Genomic DNA, 17,387 nt, shown 5'->3' with positions numbered 1-17,387 from the left:
TGAGCAAGGAGGAATGGATTGCCCTGCATTACGCGAAAACCCTGAGAAAGGCTGTTGATTACATTGGGCTGTTGTCGGGGTAGCGGGGCGGGCGCGCCGCCAAAACGCGCCGCTGCCGATAGCGCCGAAAAGCCTCGGCCGTGGCCCACATGGCCCCCAGCGGCCCCACAAAATACAGCCACAGATGCGGCGCCTCGCCCGCCGCCACGGCGGTGCCCAGGGTGCGGGCCGGGTTCAAGCTCATGCCCGACAGCGGGGCCTCCACCACCACAAACAGCGCCAGCAGCGCGCCCGCCAGCGCGCCCGCCAGCGCGCCCGTCCACTTCTTGCCCCGGGCCGAGTGCAGCGACCACAGCAGGCCCAGCATCAGCATGCTGGAAATGAGCACTTCGGCGCCCAGCGCCAGCGCCCAGCCGTGGGGGCCGTCGATGGGCTTGGTGGTGTTGTAATGAATGCTGGGGTGGTCAAACCACGGCGCCAGCGCCCAGTGCATGCCCGCGCCCGCCGCCAAAGCCCCGGCAAACTGCGCCAGCACGTACCACAGCGCATCGGCTGTGGCTATGTGCCCCAGGTGCCAGAAGCCCAGCGTTACGGCCGGGTTGAAGTGGGCGCCCGAGCGTTTGCCCCAGGGCGAATAGGCCATGGCGGCAATCAGGCTGCCCACCACCAGGCCCACACCCACGCGCTGCACCCACTCCTGCGGCCCCAGCGCCCGTGCCACCGCCGAATCGGGGTGGTGGCAGAGCACCGCCGCCGAACCCGAAAACGCGAGAAACGCCATGATGCCGCCGGCTTCTACCAAGTAGTGGCGCCAGTGTTGGCGTAGCGCCTGGGTCATGCGGGTGGCGAAGGCCATAGAAATGGGGCGGATAGATGCCCTGTTGCAACGCAGAAAGGCCGGTGGGGTTGACGTTTGCTAAAGCCTGATTGGCGCAGGGGTGGGGCTTGCCCCGGCCCAGCGGCGAACGAAACACGCAACAACCCAGGCATTCGGGCGGGGGCAAGCCCCGCCCCTACGCCGTTCTTATTCACAGCCGGCGCAGCACCACGCGGCGGTTGCGGGGGCGTTGGGCGGGGTCGGCGTTGTCGGCCACGGGCTGGGTGCCGCCGTAGCCCACGGGGCGCAGCTGCCCGGTGGCCACGCCGTGGGCCGTGAGGTAGAGGCACACGGCATCGGCCCGCTGCTGCGACAGCTGGCGGTTGAGTTCGGCATTGCCCACGTTGTCGGTGTGGCCCTGCACTTCGAAGCGCAGCGTGGGCTGGGCGTGCAGGGTGGCGGCCAGGCCATCGAGCGCCAAGCGTGACTCCGGCAGCAGCCGCGCCTGGCCCTGGGCGAAGTACAAGTCGGGCAGCGTCATGGCCTCGCCCACGGCCAGCGTGGCCAGCCGCGCGGAGGCTGTGCGGCCAGAGTCGGCCAAAACGGGGGGAGGGGAAGGAAGGGGCTTCGCCACGGGCAGCGGCGCGGCTGCCGGAGTCGCTTTGGCTATCGGGCGCGGCGTTTGGGGCACGGGAGCTACGGCCGCCGGTTTTCTGCTCGGCGGCTGCGGGACAGGTTGGGGCTTGTTGACGGTCAGGGGCTTGGGGGCAGGCGCCGGAGGAGATGGGGTCTCGCGCTTTGCTACAAGCTTGGGGTTATTTAGAGAAAGGTAGGCCGACGAAATGGGCACGGGCTTGGGCTTATCAGTGGTCATGCCCCAGAGATTTCGCCAGGAAGAAGGCACCGTCGAAGGCAGCGCCCAGTTGACGAACACGCGGGTATCGAGGCGGTATTGGCAATAATCGACCCGCAGGCGGTAGGGCTCGCCAGCCCGCAACGTCACGGTGGCGGTGTATGAGCTTACGGGCTGCCCGCGCCACTCATCTAGTAGAAGTTTATCGTTCAGCCACAGCCGGATACCGTCGTCTACGGTCACGTGGAAGGTATATTCGCCGCTGGTAGGCGGCACCAGCCAGCCCGTCCAGCGCACCGAAAAATCCTCGGCCGGCAGGCCCGGCGCGGGCGGCTCGTGGCCCCAATTGAAATCGATGGTGGCGTCGCGGCGAGTTAGCACATATTTCTCAAAGTTGATTCCTTCGTAATAGTCGCCCTTCAGGCCATTAATGGCCGGCGGCGTCTGGGCTCGCGCCATTAGCGTGGTCAGCAACCACGGAAGCATCAGCAGCCAAAAGCGGCGGTTTTTCGGGCGACTCATGTTTGGACAACGCAACGACCGGACAGGCTAGTATTCATTTCTAACGAAATACCCCACTACTTAAACTCATTGCCGCAGTGAAAGCAATGGTAACGGCTGCCCCGCACCGGAAAGCGTAGCAGCACCGACAGCACCGATTCCCAGAAGCCGTAGGTGTTGCGCGTGGCCGGCCCCCAGGCCACGTCCGACGACCCGCAACGGGGGCAGCGCGGTGTCACGGGGTCGGGCGCATCGGCGGCGAAGGAGGCCACGTCGGGTTCGGTGGCCAGCGGCACCGGCTCGTGGTGCAGGATTTCCAGGGCCGCCTCGGCGTCGTGCTGGCGCACGTACAGCCGCACGCCGCCCGTGATGGGGCTGTAGAGCGGCAGCAGCGACACCAGGTTTTCGTTGCTCAGAAAGCAGGGAATGCCCGCCGCTTCCAGCCGGGTGCGGGCCAGGTTGGCCGCCATCGGTTCGTAAAACGATTCGAGGAAAACGATGGAATCAGGACCGGGCACTTCGGGAAGTGTTGAGGGGTGAGTGTTGAGGGCTGAATGCCGAGCATTGATTAACGAAAAAGGTCAACTCAACCTTCCATCCTCAACATTCAACCCTTATTTCGGCTGCACTTTGGTAGCATTGCTGATGCCCGAGGCCGTGTGCCCGGCTTGCAGTGTCACCCACTCGGCCTGCCGGGCCCGGATGGCCACTTCGTAGCGGGCCGGCATGTCGAGCCGAATCTGCTTGAGCTGGTCGTTCAGGCGCTGGTACACGGCGCGGGCGTAGTCCCAGTCGCGGTCGGTCCAGGTGGCGCGCTCGGCTCTCACCTCCCTGATGAACTGGGTGTAGGCGTTGGGCAGGTCGGCCGGCGTGAGGGCATTCACCTGGCCCGAGTAGGGGCCCAGTAGCTTGGTTTCCATGGCAATCTGCTGGCGCGGGTCGAGGGGACGGGCGCGACGGGCGCGGTTGGCGGCGTCGTAGGTGGCGGCGCCTTTGCCCACGCGGGCGAGTTTGTGGGCCGCGCTGCTGGCCAGCGTGTCCAGCTCGCGGCCGGCGTTGCGGGCGGCAGCCCGGCGCTCGTTCGGGGTCGAGTCGCAGCCAGCCAGGGTGAGCGTGAGGGCTGCTAAGGTGCCGGCCAACAGGGCGCAGCTGCGGCCGCTTTTTCCTTCAAAGGGTGATTTCATAGCGCAAGGCGGGTAGTAGGGCAAAATGCCGCCCGGCCTTCTACGGCTGGGCCAGCCGAAAGGTAAGCGTCAGCTCATATTCGGCCGCCACCGCGTGGCTGCCCACTTTGGCCGGAATCCACTCGTTGGGAATGGTGCGGGCCACGCGCAGGGCTTCCTGGTCGCAGCCGCCCCCGATGCTGCGCAGCACCCGGTGCCCGCTGGCTTGCCCCAGCGTGTCGACGGCAAACCCCACCGTGACCTGGCCCTGAATGTTGCGCTCCTGCGCCTGCAGGGGGTACTGCAGCTGGGTGGTGTAAGTGGCCAGGGCCGGGTCGCCGCCGATAAACAGCGGCGGCCGGTCCACGGCGTGGCGTTTCCACTGGCCCGGCTTCAGTTCGATGTTATAAATAAACTCACCGCTGGGCCGGAAGTACAGCAACTGCTTGGCCGAGTGGTCGTAGCGCTGCACCACCACCTGCTCTTTCGACGGCGTGTAGCCATAGTATTCCCACACGCCCACTTTGGTGCGCCGGTCGAGCTGGCCGCTTTCCCATTTGGTGGTGTGCATTTTTTGGGCATTAGCTGTCAGTGCCAATGCGAAGAGGGGAAACTGACAAATAGCGTAAATGTAATTATTCATAGTGGCACGGGTATTGAAAAAGGAGAAATTGCCGCTGGTTCGGTCCCAAACGTTTGCTGAGACCTAAGGTAGCAAAATCTTCTTTTTTCCCATGCTGCTATTCCAGCGCACCGCCGTCTTCGAGGCGCTCGCGTAGGTAAAGCTGCTGCTCGTGGAGGCCAGGCAAGTGCGGGCAAATGGCGGCCAAATGCCCTAACGCCCGCAATGCGCGCCGGTACTCGCCGAGCTGGCGCCAGATGCTGGCCTCGCCCCACAGCGCCCCAAAATGCCGGGGCTCCCGCCGCAGCGTCTCGGCAATGTCGTCGAGCGAAGCCCGGTATTCGCCCCGCAAATAATACGCCGTGGCGCGCTTGTTCCAGGCCTCGACAAACTCCGGATTGATTTGAATTATTTCGGTAAAATGTTTAATGGCCAGCGTCTGGTCTTCGGCCTGCATGGCGCGCATGCCAGCTTCCAGCATTTTGTCGAGGGCCACGTCGCCGCTCGTGAGCCAGAGCTGCCAGATGCCGCTTTGCAGCACCTCAATCTCGGCCGGTGCCGTGGCCGTGCGTAGTTGGGCAAACAGGTCGTCGAGCACTTTAGGGGTCCGTCAGATTTAAAAAAGAACGTCGTGCAAAGCGCCAGCATAGCCTCTTTACTGCACAACTATCAATCCATACGATTGAATTGCCTTCGCGGTAAAGGGGCTTCGCTGGCGCGCTGCACGACGTGCTGGATTTGTCTCAGAACCGGCTCTAAAACAACTCCGCTGCCACCCGCCTAATGCTTTCCGACTTGCCCATGCTGTAGTAGTGCAGGCAGGGCACGCCGTGGGCCATCAGCTCGCGGCTTTGGTTGAGGCACCACTCGATGCCGATGGCGCGGGCCGCGTCGTTGTCGCGGCACTGGCTCACGGCTTCCACCAGCGGCTCGGGCAGGTTGAGGTAGAAGGAGCGGGGCAGCATGGTGAGCTGGCTCTTGGTGGTGAGCGGCTTGAGGCCCGGAATGATGGGCACGTCGATGCCCGCGGCCCGGCACAGCTTCTCGAACCGGAAAAACTCCTCGTTGTCGAAAAACATCTGCGTCACAATGTAGTCGGCGCCGCGGTCCACCTTGTGCTTAAGGTAGCGGATGTCGGCGTTGTAGTTGGGAGCCTCGAAGTGCTTTTCGGGGTAACCGGCCGTGCCGATGCAGAAGTTGGTGGCCCACACGTCGTCCTGCTCCTGGTCGAGGTATTCGCCCTTGTTCAGGTTGGCCACCTGCCCAATGAGGTCGCAGGCATAAGCGTGCCCGTCGGGCTCGGGTTTGAACACGCCCTCGCTCTTGATGGGGTCGCCGCGCAGGGCCAGGATGGAATCGATGCCCAGGAAGTGCAAGTCAATCAGCGCATTCTCGGTTTCCTCCTTCGTGAAGCCGCCGCAGATGAGGTGGGGCACGGTGTCCACGTCGAAGCGGTTTTTAATGGCCGCGCAAATGCCCACGGTGCCGGGCCGGCGGCGCACGGTTTTCTTTTCCAGCAGGCCGTTGGGGTGGTGGCGGTACACGTACTCCTCGCGGTGGTAGGTCACGTCGATAAACGGCGGCTTGAACTCCATCAGGGGCTCAATGTTCGAAAACAGGTTGTGGATGTTTTCGCCCTTTTTCGGCGGCAGCACTTCGAAGGAGAAAAGGGTTTTCCCGTTGGCCTTGGCCAGGTGGTCGGTAACTTTCATTGAATGTAGCGTGGACTCTGCGAGTCCGCGCATGGAAGCGTGAGGTCGGAACTTTCTATTGACACTGTAGGGCGCGGACTCACAGAGTCCACGCTACACTATTTCTTCGGCTCGTAGTTGAGGTTGGGCATCAGCCAGCGTTCCAGCTCGGCTGTGGCCATGCCCTTGCGGTGGGCAATGTCGCTCACCTGGTCGAGGCCAATACGGCCGAGGCCGAAGTAGCGGGCATCCGGGTGGGCGTAGTACATGCCGCTCACCGACGAGGCCGGGTACATGGCCAGATTTTCGGTAAGCGAAATGCCGGTGTTGCCCTCGGCGTCGAGCAGTTGGAAGAGCGTAATTTTCTCGGTGTGGTCGGGGCAGCCGGGATAGCCGGGGGCAGGGCGCACGCCACGGTATTTCTCCTGCACCAGCTCTTCGCCGGTGAGGTGCTCGTCGGGCGCGTAGCCCCAGAACTCGCGGCGCACCCGCTCGTGCAGACGCTCGGCAAAGGCCTCGGCCAAGCGGTCGGCCAAGGCCTTCACCATGATGCTGGAATAGTCGTCGTGGTCGGCCGCAAACTGTTCCAGCAGTGTCTCAATGCCGATGCCGGCCGTCACGGCAAAGCCACCCAGGTAGTCGGCGCGTCCCGATGCCTTCGGCGCCAGGAAGTCAGAGAAGGCGAGGTTGGGAATGCGTGGTCCCTTCTCGCCCTGCTGCCGCAAGGTGAAAAACTCGGTGGCTACTGTGTCGCGCGAATCATCGGCGTAGATTTCGATGGTGTCGTAATCCACCGTATTGGCCGGCCAGAATCCCAGCACCGCGCGGGCCGACAGCAACTTGCCGTCAATAATGCGCTTGAGCATGGCCTGCGCATCCTCGAACAGCTTGGTGGCGGCCTCGCCCAGTGTCTCATCGGTGAGGATGCGCGGGTAGCGGCCCTTTAGCTCCCAAGTGTGAAAGAAGGGCGTCCAGTCGATGTATTCGGCCAGCTCGGCCAGGTCGTAGTCTTCCAGCACCTTGGTGCCGAGGAAGCTGGGCTTGGTAATCGAAACCGCGCTCCAGTCAGATTTAAAGCCGTTTTCGCGGGCCGCCTCGATGGTCAGGTAGTTCTTCTCGCGCTGGCGGCTGGCGTAGTCGGCGCGCAGCGCGGCGTAGTCGGCGGCCACCGTCTCGGCATACGCCACTTCACCCGAGCCTAGCAGGCCCGCCGCCACGCCCACGCTGCGCGAGGCGTCGTTCACGTGCACCACGGCGCCGCTGTAGGCCGGCGCAATCTTTACGGCCGTGTGCAGGCGCGAGGTGGTGGCGCCGCCAATGAGCAGCGGGGTTTTCATGCCGCGCTTTTCCATGGCCTGGGCCACGTACACCATCTCATCGAGCGAAGGGGTGATGAGGCCGGAGAGGCCGATAACGTCCACGTTCTGCGCCTGGGCTTCGTCCAGAATGCGTTCGAGGGGCACCATCACGCCCAGGTCCACAATATCGAAATTGTTGCAGGCCAGCACCACGCCCACAATGTTTTTGCCGATGTCGTGCACGTCGCCCTTCACCGTGGCCATCAGGATTTTGCCGGCCGTCTGCCGGTCCGAGCCCTGCTTGTCGGCCAACAGGTACGGCTCCAGGTAGGCCACGGCCTTTTTCATCACACGGGCCGACTTCACCACCTGCGGCAGGAACATCTTGCCGGCCCCAAACAGGTCGCCCACCACGTTCATGCCCGCCATCAGCGGGCCCTCAATTACGTCGAGCGGCCGGGCCAGTTCCCGGCGGGCCGCTTCGGTGTCCTCGTCAATAAACTCGGTAATGCCCTTCACCAGCGCGTGCGAGAGGCGCTCCTGTACCGGCAGACTGCGCCAAGCGTCGGCCACGGCTTCTACCTTGTCCTTCTTCTTTACCGTGTCGGCGAATTCCAGCAGGCGCTCGGTGGCGTCGGCGCGGCGGTTGAGCAGCACGTCTTCCACCAGCTCCAGCAGGTCCTTGGGCACCTCGTCGTACACCGCCAGCTGGTTGGGATTCACAATGCCCATGTCCAGCCCGGCCCGGATGGCGTGGTAGAGGAAGGCCGCGTGCATGGCCTCGCGCACCACGTCGTTGCCGCGGAACGAGAACGAAATGTTGCTCACGCCGCCGCTGGTGAGGGCGCCGGGCAGGTGTTGCTTAATCCAGCGTACCGACTCGATGAAGTCGACCGCGTAGTTGCGGTGCTCCTCCATGCCGGTGCCGACGATGAGGATGTTGGGGTCGAAAATGATGTCGGTGGCCGGGAAGCCGATGCCCATCAGCAGGTCGTAGCTGCGCTGGCAAATGGCAATGCGCCGCTCGTAGGTATCGGCTTGGCCTTCTTCGTCAAAGGCCATTACCACCATGGCCGCGCCGTACTGGCGCACCGTGCGGGCCCGCTGCAAAAACACCTCCTCGCCCTCTTTCAGCGAAATCGAGTTCACGATGCTCTTGCCCTGCACGCACTTCAGGCCGGCCTCAATCACGCTCCACTTCGAGGAGTCTATCATCACCGGCACCCGCGCAATGTCGGGCTCGGAGGCGATGAGGTGCAGAAACGTCGTCATGGCCTGCTCCGAATCAAGCATGCCCTCGTCCATGTTGATGTCGAGCACCTGGGCGCCTTCCTCCACCTGCACGCGGGCCACGGCCAGCGCCTCCTCATAAGCACCCGTGCGAATGAGCCGGGCAAAAGCGCGCGAACCCGTCACGTTGCAGCGCTCGCCCACGTTCACAAACAAGCTCTCGGGCTTGATGTCGAATGGCTCCAGGCCGCTGAGGTGGGTGGCGGGCTGCAACTCAGTCGGCAACTCGCGCGGCTTGTACCGCTCGGCCAGCTTGCTCAGTTCGGCGATGTGCTGGGGCGTGGTGCCGCAGCAGCCACCCACCACCGTCACGATGCCGTCTTTCAAATAGTCTTCCACCAGCGCCGCAAATTCCTGGGCCGACTCGTCGTAGCCACCGAAAGCATTGGGCAAGCCGGCATTGGGGTAGGCCGAAATGTGCACGTCGGAAATGCGGCTCAGCTCCTCCACGTACTGCTTAAGCTGGTGAGCACCGAGGGCGCAGTTCAACCCCACGCTCAGCAGCGGCAGGTGGCTGATGCTGTTCCAGAATGCCTCCACCGTCTGCCCGCTCAGCGTGCGGCCCGAGGCGTCGGTGATGGTGCCCGAAATCATGACGGGCACCACGCGGCCCCCATCGTCAAAGAATTTCTGCACGGCGTAGAGCGCCGCCTTGGCGTTCAGCGTGTCGAAGATGGTTTCGATGAGCAGTGTGTCCACGCCGCCATCCACGAGGCCGCGCACCTGCTCCAGGTAGGCAGTGGCCAGCTCGTCAAACGTCACGGCGCGGAAGCCGGGCCGGTTCACGTCGGGCGAGAGCGAGGCAGTGCGGTTGGTGGGGCCCACGGCGCCGGCCACGAAGCGCGGCTTGTCGGGCGTGCTGTATTCATCGGCCGCCTCGCGGGCTAGGCGGGCCGACTCGTAGTTCAGTTCATACACCACGTGCTCCAGGCCGTAGTCGGCCTGTGCAATGGTGGTGCCCGAGAAGGTGTTGGTTTCCACCATGTCGGCCCCGGCGGCGAAATACTCGGCGTGGATGCCCTTGATGATGTCGGGCCGCGTGAGGCTCAGCAGGTCGTTGTTGCCGCGCAGGGGCCGGTCGTGGTCGGCGAAGCGGGCGCCGCGAAAGTCCTCCTCCGTGAGCGGGTGGCGCTGAATCATGGTGCCCATGGCGCCGTCGAGAATCAGCAGGCGCTGGCGCAGGATTTGGGGAAGCGGAGAAGGAGCGGCGAGGGTGGCGGTGGGCATTTCTTTTCTGGGGTCGAATAGCTACGTAAGCGCGTATCCAGAAAGAAACCCGTGCGGGCTGGCACAGTTCCGGCTGTCATCTTCTTTCACCAAAAACAGCGGTGAAACGGGAGTTGGCACCTACTCGCGGTAGGTTGCCAAGACGTCATCGGGCCCGGTCCCTCGGTCTTTCTGGATAGCAGCGTAGGGCGAAGATACGACGCAACCCTTTAAATCAATTTGGCCCCGTGGGCCTACCTCCAAAACAAAGCCCCGGCCCGCGCCAAGTGGGCGCAGGCCGGGGCCTTCTGCTATACAAAGCCGCTACAAGAGCTAGTCTTTCTTCACGCAATTCGGGACGGTCTTGCCGTCTTTTTTCTTGGTTCCTTCCTGCTCGTAACCTTTCCAGCAGGGGTCTTTTTTGGCGGTGCTTGCTTTTTTCGTCGGCATAATTCGGGTGGCTTCCGGTGAGAAAAAAGACGGTGGCCAGTGCGCCGGGCCACCCTCAACACTCAGCCGCTGGCGCTGCGACTCGGGCTGCTGTACGCAGTCCGGGGCCAGAAGTTCAACTAAAGAACCATAAAAGCCAGCTTACAGCACCCAGCACGGCCACGCACTGCCCGCCAGAAACACGGCCGGCTCCGGCGGCAGCTCCAGAAACGCCGTGGCTCCCACCAGGCTCAACATGTCGCCCGAGCCGCCCACGCGCAGCGGCGTAGCCAGGCGCCGGCCTTCGGTATCCACGGTCAGGCGCACGGGCACGAAGTGTGTGAGCTGGGGCTTGAAGTTGATATCCACTGTGAGCACGGCCGGCGCAGGGGTTTCAACCGCTGCTACTGCCGGCGCACCTTCCGGCTGCTGCACGGCGCGCAGCCAGGGCCGCGCGTAGCGGCAAGCCGTGATGAAGGTGGAAACCGGATTGCCAGGCAAGCCAAACACCACCGGCCCGCCTTCCCGGGCCCCAAACCACAGCGGCTTGCCGGGGCGCTGCTGCACTTCGTGGAAAATTTCGCGCACGTGCAGCTCGCGCAGCAGGCCCGGCAGGTGGTCGGCGCGGCCTTTGCTCACGGCCCCGCTCAGCACCACGGCATCGAAGCCCGCGCCGAGGATTTTGGTGAGGCCGTCGCGCAGCTCATCGAGTGCATCGGACAGGTGGAAGAGCGAAACCGCGGCTCCGTCCTGCGTGAACAGCGCCTGCAACGCGTAGGCATTGGAGCGCCGAATCTGGTGCGGCAGCGGCGTTTCCTGAATGCCCACCAGCTCGTCGCCGGTGCTCACCACGGCCACGCGGGCGGCGCGCGTCACGGCCACTTCGGCGGCGCCCACGGTGGCGGCCACGGCCAGCTCGGCCGGACCCAGGCGGGTGCCGGGCGTCAGCAGGGCATCGCCGGCGCGGCGGTCGGCGGCCTGGTGGTGGATGTTGACGCCGGACGTTTCGGGCGCCGCAATCTGGATGCGGGCGCGGTTGTCGTGTAGCAGGATGTCCTCGTAGCGCACCACTACGTCGGTGCCGGCGGGCAGCACCGCGCCGGTCATCACCTCCACGGCCTTGCTGGGGTCGAGCAGGGGCCGGGACGGGGCGCCGGCGTACTGCGCGTGCTGAATTTCAAATTCCGTTTGCCCGCCAGCCCAGGCGGCGTGGGCCACCGCAATGCCGTCCATGGCCACCCGGTTGAAAGGCGGAAAGTCGCGGTCGGCCGTCAGCGTTTCGGCTAGCACGCGGCCGGCGGCGTGGAGCAGGGGCACGGTTTCGGGCGGCAGCGGGCGGGCCGTGGCGAGGACGAGGGCGATGGCTTCGGCGGGGGAAAGCATGGGATGGAGTTTGATAGAAAGTAGGGGCGGGGCTTGCCCCCGCCCGTCGTTGAACAATACTACATCTGACCGTTCAACGACGGGCGGGGTCAGGCCCCGCCCCTACCAATTCTGGGAAGCTACGGAATCAGCCGGTTCTGACGCAATTGCGCGAACAAGTCGAAGAAAGAGTCTTCCGTGCTCTGAAATACCGTGAAGCCGCGCTTGCGGCTGTTGGCCATGTCCGTCATCACCTCAATGGGCCGGCCCAGGTCCAAATCGGTGTGCCAGGGCGAAGCCAGGCGGTTCAAATCCGGCTCGGTCAGGCCGTGCTTGGTTGCGATTTCGCGCCAGGTGTTGGCATCCTGCGCCAGCTCGGTTTCCAGCGGGTGAATGGTGCCGTCGAAGCCCACGGCCTCCACCCCGAACCACTCGGCCAGGCGGCCCCACAGCTGGCTCCAGCGGAAAACATCGCCGTTCACCACGTTGTAGGCCTCGTTGCGGGCGGCTTCGGTGGTGGCGGCCCACACCAACTGCTTGGCAATGACGCGGGCATCGGTCACGTCCGACAGGCCTTCCCACTGCGCCTGCGAGCCGGGCCAGCGGAAGGGCCGCCCCGTTTCCTTGCAGATGCTGGCGTACACGGCCAGCGTGGTGCCCAGGTTCATGAGGTTGCCCACGGCCTTGCCGATGATGGTGTGCGGCCGGTGAATGCTCCAAGTAAAGCCGTCGCGCTCGGCCGCGGCGTACACCTCGTCTTCCTGAGCGTAATAAAAGTTGTCGAGCGCCAGCCGGGGCTGCGACTCGCGCAGAGGTGTGGGCGGCGGCACACCCCCGCTCACGTAGGCCTCAAACGGCCCCAGGTAGTGCTTCAGCCCCGTAACCAAGGCCACGTGCTGCACCGAGTGCTTTGGCCCGAGCACAGCCAGCAGGTTGCGCACCATGGCGCTGTTCACGCGGATGTTCTCGGCCTCGGTGTCTTGGCGCATCCAACTGGTGATGAACACGTGCGTGGGTTGAATGTCGGCCAGGGCGGTTTCGAGGCTGGCAGGGTTCATCAAATCGGCGGCCACGGGTTGCAGGCCGGGAATGCTGGTATCGGGCCGGCGGGCCAGGCCGTAGGTGGTCCAGTTGTGGGCCAGCAGCTCCTGGGCTAAGTTGCTGCCGATGATGCCACTGGCGCCGACGACTAATGCGGTATTGTTCATAATTAGATAGGGGAAAGGAGCGGCCTTAAATGGGCCGGCGCGGCGGATTTGCCGCAGCAGGCGCGGTCCATGCGGGCCGGCGCCGGTTAGAAAACGGCTGCCTGGCTCAATAGTTTGCCACAAAACATTTGGGGGCTGAGTTAGCTAGATGAGAAGCAGCGCGGACTTTGTAGTCCGCGTCCCCGCACCGTTCGGGTGTCATTTCGGATTTTAGCTTGTCGATACGGACTACAAAGTCCGCGCTACAGCCAGCGCATTTCACTCAACGATTAGTAGACAAACCACGTCTCTACGACCTATGCTTACCAAGAATTTTACCCACGTCAACGCCGCCAACCAACCCACCATGGTGGATGTGGGCCAGAAAACGCCCACCCGCCGCGTGGCCCGCGCCCACTGCCGCGTGGTGCTGGGCGAGGAACTGTTGAGCCGCGTGCAGGCCGGCGAGATGCCCTCGCACAAAGGCCCGGTCATTCACACGGCCATCCTGGCGGGCATCATGGGCGCCAAAAAAACGGCCGACCTCATCCCGCTTTGCCACCCGCTGGGCCTCGATGACTGCAGCATTACCATTGAGCCCGAGGGCGCTGACGCGCTGCGCGTGGTGTGCACGGCCGTGGTCACGGGCCGCACCGGCGTGGAGATGGAGGCCCTGACCGGTGCCACCGTGGCCGCCCTCACCATCTACGACATGTGCAAGGCCTTTTCGCACGACATCACGATTGATAACGTGCAGCTTATCGCCAAAACCGGCGGCAAGAAAGATTTCAATCGGTTCGAAAATTTGTAAATTCCGGCATGGATAGTCTGCCTAGCTCAACCGTAAAACGCTTCAAGCACGCCGCCCTCACCCGCCCCGACGTGGGCGAATTTGGCCGCCACGAACTCGCCATTCTCGGCGCGCCCTGCGGCGACATTCAGACGCTGGTAGCGCAGCTGCTGCCGCTGCTGGCGCCCCAACTGCGCGTCGCTTACGTGGATGCCGACCACGCCGCCGGCGATGCCGCCGCGGATGCACCGGCCGCGACCAGCAAAGCCATGCCCTATGTGGCCGAAAACGGCCTTTCGGCAGAGCTGGTTGATAAAATCACCCACCGTCAGCTCAACCTCACAAGGGTGCTGGACCGCTTCACGCAGCCCGAGCTGCTGGCTCACGAAAGCGTGGTGCTGGTGAATGGCAACCACTTCCGCGCCCGCCAGCAGGTCGTCATCGTCGACCCGCGCAAGCCCTTGGACAAGAAGCTCGACCGCCTCACCGATGTGCGACTTATTCTGCTGGCTGAAGGCCAGACGGAGCTGCCCGCCGTGCTGGCCGAACACTTCAGCGCCGCGCCGCTGCCGCCCGTGCTGCGCCTGCCCGAAACCCAAAAAATAGCCGCCTTCATCAAGCAGTGGTACCAAATGGCCGTGCCGGTGCTGCGCGGCCTCGTGCTAGCCGGCGGCCGCAGCGAGCGTATGCAAACCGACAAGGGCGCCCTGCACTACCACGACCTCGACCAGCGCCAGCACACCGCCGCGCTGCTCAGCGAGTTTTGCCCCGACGTGCGCGTATCCGTGCGGCCCGACCAGGCAGCGAATCTGCCCGCCGGGCTCAATCCCCTGCCCGATACCTTTCTGGGGTTGGGGCCGCTGGGCGGCATCCTATCGGCCTTTCAGGCCGACCCGAATGCGGCGTGGCTGGTGCTGGCCTGCGACCTGCCTTTCCTCACCCGCGACACGCTGGAACACCTGGTGAGCAACCGGCAGCCGGCGCGCATGGCCACCTCGTTCCGCAGCCCCTGGGATGAATTTCCCGAGCCCTTGGTCAGCATCTGGGAGCCGCGCAGCTACGGGCAGCTGCTGCGGTTTCTGAGCCTGGGCTACTCCTGCCCGCGCAAGGCCCTCATCAACTCCGACATCGAGCTGCTGACCGCGCCCGTGGCCGAGGAGCTGCGCAACGTGAACACGCCCGAGGAGCGGGCCGCCGCCGAGCAGGAGCTGGCCCGCTGATTTGCTGGAAAAGGCAGCCAGGCCGGCGGCCAGGCAGCTCAAAGCCCAGAAAAAAGATTCTTGATTAACTTTCTGAAAGCCTGATTGCCGCCACGGTAGTCAGGCTTTTTTCGTGCGCGATGGATGCAATGTGAGGGAAGAAAAGGGCGTTTGCAGCACAGGTTGGCACACTTTTCGAATTCCGCCCGCCAGCGTTTATTCATTCACTCGCTATTACTATCATGAAAAAAGTCCTCATTCCAGCCGCCTTGCTTCTGGCCACGGCCGCTGTTTCTTCGGCTCAGGCGCAGGATGTGCGCTTTGGCCTGCGCGCCGGAGCCAACTACTCCAACCTGGCCGGCGACATCAAAAACGAATCGACTTACAACAACAAAGTGGGCTTTCTGGGCGGCGTGCTGGTGAACGTGCCCGTGATCAGCGACGGCTTCTTCTCGGTGTAGCCCGAAGTGCTGTATTCGCAAAAAGGCTTCGAAAACAAGCCTGCTGAATACACCAACCTTCTCGGTACCAAGCAGAAGCGCGAAGGCCAGGTAAATTATAACTACCTCGACGTGCCGGTGCTCCTGAAAATCAATGCCGGTGGCTTCATTGCCGAGGCCGGCCCGCAGTATTCCTACCTCATCAGCGCCAACGACGAGACGAAAGTCACCACCACCTCGGCCCTGAACGGCACGCCCACTACCACGGAATCCCAGAACAAGCGCGACGTGAGCGGCCTCAACCGCAACGAGCTGGGCTACCTGGCCGGCATCGGCTACCAGGCCGATAACGGCCTGAGCCTGAACCTGCGTTACACCGGCGCCTTCAGCGACTTTGTGAAGTCCGACAACGGCACCTACTTCAACGGCGACCTGAAAAACGCCCGCCACTCGGCGTTCCAATTGTCGCTGGGCTACCTGATTCCGGCGAAGTAAGCAGCACACTCACCAACGCCTGTCATGCTGAACGCAGTGAAGCACCTTATCACGCTGGAACGGTTGGTTCTGGCGTGATAAGGTGCTTCACTGCGTTCAGCATGACGAATAGTTTACGGGTGCGCCGCCACCCACTCCGTGCCGTCCTCGTATTCCTCGCGCTTCCAGATGGTCACCACCTGCTTCAGCGTGTCGATGATGAACTGGCAGGCGGCGAAGCTTTCGGCGCGGTGCGGGGTGGCCACGGCCACCACCACGGCCACGTCGCCCAGCTCAAGCGTGCCTTTGCGGTGCACCACGGCCACTTCCTGCAGCATGGGCCACTTTTCGTAGGCCTGTGCCACCACGTGGCCCAGCTGCGTGAGGGCCATGCTGTCGTAGGACTCGTAGTGCAGGCGGCGCACCGGCCGGCCGCCCGACTGGTTGCGCACCGTGCCAATAAAAGAATTGACCGCCCCGGCCGCGTCGGTTTGCACCGCGGCGAGGGCGGCAGCAATGTCGATGGGCTGGTCGGTGATGGAAAGGGTAGGGGTCATGGAGTGTCAAGTAGGAAGTATTGGGTAGTGAGTATCGGGCAAGAGCAATTGTCTAACTACTCTATACTGACTACTGAATACTAAAAAATCAGCCGCCGGCCACGGGCGGAATCAAGGCAATTTCGTCCACGGTGTGCAGCGGCTGGTCGGCGTTGGCGTATTCGTTGTTGACGGCCACGGCGCAGCTGCGCAGCTCGCCGAGCGCGGGGTACTGGCGGCGCATTTCGGCCAGCAGCTCGCCCACGGTGGCTGGAGCGGGAGCCGGCAATTCGATGACGGACGTACCCACGATGTCGCGGGTGATGCCGAAGAGAGCGACTTTTAAGGACATATCTTTCGACGTAAACTTGGGCGAAAATCAGCCGCAGGCGGCACTTTGGGCTGTGGCCTGAACACCGGCCCGGCGTCCGGGGTTTACCACAGGCCGGCAGTCTTACGTACAGCCCGGCAAAATTGGTGATAAACGTGCTTCCATCTCTCCTCGCTTCCGCCGCCCCGGCCCGCACGCCGCTTTACGACCAGCACGGCCGCCCGCTGGAATACCTGCGCCTGGCCGTGACGGACCGCTGCAACCTGCGCTGCTTCTACTGCATGCCCGAAGAAGGCATCAAGTACATGCCCAAGCACGAGCTGCTGAGCTACGAAGAGATGCTGCGCCTCACGGGCCTGCTGGCCGGGCTGGGCGTGCGCAAAGTGCGCCTCACCGGCGGCGAGCCCTTTGTGCGGCGCGACCTCGTGCCCTTCATGGAGCGCCTGGCCGAGCTACCCGGCATTGACGATATAAGCCTGACCACCAACGGTGTGCTCACCGCGCCGCACGTGCCCGCCCTGGCCCGCCTGGGCGTGAAGGCCGTGAACCTCAGCCTCGACACGCTGAACCGCGAGCGGTTCTTCCAAATCACGCGGCGCGACGAGCTTCCCAAGGTGCTGGAAACCTTTTACGCCCTGCTTGATGCCGGCATTCAGGTGAAAATCAACGCCGTGGTGATGGACGGCCAGAACATCGACGCCCTCGTGCCCTTGGCTGCCCTCAGCCGCGACCTGCCCGTGGACGTGCGCTTCATCGAGGAAATGCCCTTCAACGGCGGCAGCCACGAGGCCGGCCCCGCCTCCCTGCCTTGGAACCACGTCCGCATTCGACAGCATCTGGAGGCGCACTTTGGCGACCTCACGCCGGTGCGCATGGCCGCCGGTGCCACTGCTTCGGAGTACACCATTGCCGGGCACCAGGGCACAGTGGGCATCATCGCGGCCTACTCGCGCACCTTCTGCGGCACCTGCAACCGCCTGCGCCTCACCGCTGAAGGCGGCATCAAAACCTGCCTCTACGACCAGGGCGTGCTCGATACCCGGGCCCTGCTGCGCGGCGGCAAAACCGACGAGGAAATCGTGGCGGCCCTGTCGGCCGCTTTCCGCCACCGCGCCGCCAACGGCTTCGAGGCCGAGCGGCAGCGGCCCCTGCACCAACTCAGCTTCGAGAGCATGGCCACCATTGGCGGCTAGGCCGC

Annotated in this window: 17 protein-coding genes and 1 riboswitch; of the genes, 5 read left to right on the top strand and 12 right to left on the bottom strand. The window is 63.9% G+C overall.

The window, feature by feature from the left end:
* Positions 1 to 58 precede the first annotated feature (58 nt).
* From MTP16_RS03510 to MTP16_RS03465, 10 genes are all read right to left on the bottom strand, one after another.
* Positions 59 to 856, bottom strand: a complete 798-nt coding sequence (locus MTP16_RS03510) for an aquaporin (RefSeq protein WP_243515997.1) — start codon at positions 854 to 856, stop codon at positions 59 to 61.
* Positions 857 to 1,028: 172 nt separating this feature from the next.
* Positions 1,029 to 2,156, bottom strand: coding sequence for a PA14 domain-containing protein (locus MTP16_RS03505; protein ID WP_243515996.1), 1,128 nt, complete (start codon positions 2,154 to 2,156; stop codon positions 1,029 to 1,031).
* 92 nt (positions 2,157 to 2,248) lie between these two features.
* On the bottom strand, positions 2,249 to 2,689 hold the full coding sequence (locus tag MTP16_RS03500) for a putative signal transducing protein (protein WP_243515995.1): 441 nt from the start codon (positions 2,687 to 2,689) through the stop codon (positions 2,249 to 2,251).
* A 96-nt stretch (positions 2,690 to 2,785) separates the two neighbouring features.
* Positions 2,786 to 3,355, bottom strand: a complete 570-nt coding sequence (locus MTP16_RS03495) for a hypothetical protein (protein WP_243515994.1) — start codon at positions 3,353 to 3,355, stop codon at positions 2,786 to 2,788.
* Positions 3,356 to 3,395: 40 nt separating this feature from the next.
* On the bottom strand, positions 3,396 to 3,905 hold the full coding sequence (locus MTP16_RS03490) for an energy transducer TonB (RefSeq protein ID WP_243515993.1): 510 nt from the start codon (positions 3,903 to 3,905) through the stop codon (positions 3,396 to 3,398).
* 169 nt (positions 3,906 to 4,074) lie between these two features.
* Positions 4,075 to 4,554 carry a tetratricopeptide repeat protein gene (locus MTP16_RS03485; protein ID WP_243515992.1) on the bottom strand — a complete coding sequence of 160 codons (480 nt, stop codon included), beginning with the start codon at positions 4,552 to 4,554 and terminating at the stop codon, positions 4,075 to 4,077.
* A gap of 157 nt (positions 4,555 to 4,711) precedes the next feature.
* The gene (metF, locus tag MTP16_RS03480; protein ID WP_243515991.1) at positions 4,712 to 5,668 is read right to left on the bottom strand and encodes a methylenetetrahydrofolate reductase [NAD(P)H]; all 957 of its coding nucleotides are present in this window, start codon (positions 5,666 to 5,668) and stop codon (positions 4,712 to 4,714) included.
* A 98-nt stretch (positions 5,669 to 5,766) separates the two neighbouring features.
* Complete coding sequence (gene metH / locus MTP16_RS03475; RefSeq protein ID WP_243515989.1) at positions 5,767 to 9,462, bottom strand: methionine synthase; 3,696 nt, start codon at positions 9,460 to 9,462, stop codon at positions 5,767 to 5,769.
* A gap of 73 nt (positions 9,463 to 9,535) precedes the next feature.
* Positions 9,536 to 9,644: riboswitch (SAM riboswitch) on the bottom strand.
* 388 nt (positions 9,645 to 10,032) lie between these two features.
* Positions 10,033 to 11,253, bottom strand: coding sequence for a molybdopterin molybdotransferase MoeA (locus tag MTP16_RS03470; RefSeq protein ID WP_243515988.1), 1,221 nt, complete (start codon positions 11,251 to 11,253; stop codon positions 10,033 to 10,035).
* Between the two features lie 119 nt (positions 11,254 to 11,372).
* Positions 11,373 to 12,440, bottom strand: a complete 1,068-nt coding sequence (locus tag MTP16_RS03465) for an SDR family oxidoreductase (protein WP_243515987.1) — start codon at positions 12,438 to 12,440, stop codon at positions 11,373 to 11,375.
* Between the two features lie 298 nt (positions 12,441 to 12,738).
* On the opposite strand from MTP16_RS03465, the gene moaC reads away from it, so the two are divergent.
* The 4 genes from moaC to MTP16_RS03445 all read left to right on the top strand — a co-directional run bounded on the left by moaC (position 12,739) and on the right by MTP16_RS03445 (position 15,343).
* The gene (gene moaC, locus MTP16_RS03460; RefSeq protein ID WP_243515986.1) at positions 12,739 to 13,230 is read left to right on the top strand and encodes a cyclic pyranopterin monophosphate synthase MoaC; all 492 of its coding nucleotides are present in this window, start codon (positions 12,739 to 12,741) and stop codon (positions 13,228 to 13,230) included.
* Between the two features lie 8 nt (positions 13,231 to 13,238).
* The gene (locus MTP16_RS03455; protein ID WP_243515985.1) at positions 13,239 to 14,429 is read left to right on the top strand and encodes an NTP transferase domain-containing protein; all 1,191 of its coding nucleotides are present in this window, start codon (positions 13,239 to 13,241) and stop codon (positions 14,427 to 14,429) included.
* Between the two features lie 221 nt (positions 14,430 to 14,650).
* Positions 14,651 to 14,869, top strand: a complete 219-nt coding sequence (locus MTP16_RS03450) for a hypothetical protein (protein ID WP_243515984.1) — start codon at positions 14,651 to 14,653, stop codon at positions 14,867 to 14,869.
* Between the two features lie 6 nt (positions 14,870 to 14,875).
* Positions 14,876 to 15,343, top strand: coding sequence for an outer membrane beta-barrel protein (locus MTP16_RS03445; RefSeq protein WP_243515983.1), 468 nt, complete (start codon positions 14,876 to 14,878; stop codon positions 15,341 to 15,343).
* A gap of 113 nt (positions 15,344 to 15,456) precedes the next feature.
* On the opposite strand, the gene MTP16_RS03440 is transcribed toward MTP16_RS03445, so the two are convergent.
* Both MTP16_RS03440 and MTP16_RS03435 read right to left on the bottom strand, forming a co-directional pair.
* Entirely contained in the window at positions 15,457 to 15,879 is a 423-nt protein-coding gene (locus tag MTP16_RS03440) for a molybdenum cofactor biosynthesis protein MoaE (RefSeq protein WP_243515981.1), read from the bottom strand.
* An 88-nt stretch (positions 15,880 to 15,967) separates the two neighbouring features.
* The gene (locus MTP16_RS03435) at positions 15,968 to 16,210 is read right to left on the bottom strand and encodes a MoaD/ThiS family protein (RefSeq protein ID WP_243515979.1); all 243 of its coding nucleotides are present in this window, start codon (positions 16,208 to 16,210) and stop codon (positions 15,968 to 15,970) included.
* Positions 16,211 to 16,344: 134 nt separating this feature from the next.
* Here MTP16_RS03435 and moaA point away from each other — a divergent pair, with 134 nt between their 5' ends.
* Positions 16,345 to 17,382, top strand: a complete 1,038-nt coding sequence (gene moaA, locus MTP16_RS03430; protein WP_243515977.1) for a GTP 3',8-cyclase MoaA — start codon at positions 16,345 to 16,347, stop codon at positions 17,380 to 17,382.
* Positions 17,383 to 17,387 lie beyond the last annotated feature (5 nt).

Origin of the sequence: Hymenobacter monticola (assembly GCF_022811645.1) — a bacterium.
In the GTDB taxonomy this organism is placed as follows: Bacteria; Bacteroidota; Bacteroidia; order Cytophagales; family Hymenobacteraceae; genus Hymenobacter; species Hymenobacter monticola.
The sequence above is the reverse complement of the archived record's forward strand: the minus strand, read 5'-3'. Positions and strand labels throughout refer to the sequence as shown.

Bases quoted from the DNA above. Each gene is read 5' to 3' on its own strand.
- metH (WP_243515989.1), bottom strand. From the start codon at position 9,462: ATGCCCACCGCCACCCTCGCCGCTCCTTCTCCGCTTCCCCAAATCCTG.
- metF (WP_243515991.1), bottom strand. From the start codon at position 5,668: ATGAAAGTTACCGACCACCTGGCCAAGGCCAACGGGAAAACCCTTTTC.
- MTP16_RS03465 (WP_243515987.1), bottom strand. From the start codon at position 12,440: ATGAACAATACCGCATTAGTCGTCGGCGCCAGTGGCATCATCGGCAGC.
- MTP16_RS03495 (WP_243515994.1), bottom strand. From the start codon at position 3,355: ATGAAATCACCCTTTGAAGGAAAAAGCGGCCGCAGCTGCGCCCTGTTG.
- MTP16_RS03490 (WP_243515993.1), bottom strand. From the start codon at position 3,905: ATGCACACCACCAAATGGGAAAGCGGCCAGCTCGACCGGCGCACCAAA.
- MTP16_RS03435 (WP_243515979.1), bottom strand. From the start codon at position 16,210: ATGTCCTTAAAAGTCGCTCTCTTCGGCATCACCCGCGACATCGTGGGT.
- MTP16_RS03505 (WP_243515996.1), bottom strand. From the start codon at position 2,156: ATGCTTCCGTGGTTGCTGACCACGCTAATGGCGCGAGCCCAGACGCCG.
- moaC (WP_243515986.1), top strand. From the start codon at position 12,739: ATGCTTACCAAGAATTTTACCCACGTCAACGCCGCCAACCAACCCACC.
- MTP16_RS03455 (WP_243515985.1), top strand. From the start codon at position 13,239: ATGGATAGTCTGCCTAGCTCAACCGTAAAACGCTTCAAGCACGCCGCC.
- MTP16_RS03440 (WP_243515981.1), bottom strand. From the start codon at position 15,879: ATGACCCCTACCCTTTCCATCACCGACCAGCCCATCGACATTGCTGCC.
- MTP16_RS03510 (WP_243515997.1), bottom strand. From the start codon at position 856: ATGGCCTTCGCCACCCGCATGACCCAGGCGCTACGCCAACACTGGCGC.
- MTP16_RS03450 (WP_243515984.1), top strand. From the start codon at position 14,651: ATGAAAAAAGTCCTCATTCCAGCCGCCTTGCTTCTGGCCACGGCCGCT.
- MTP16_RS03470 (WP_243515988.1), bottom strand. From the start codon at position 11,253: ATGCTTTCCCCCGCCGAAGCCATCGCCCTCGTCCTCGCCACGGCCCGC.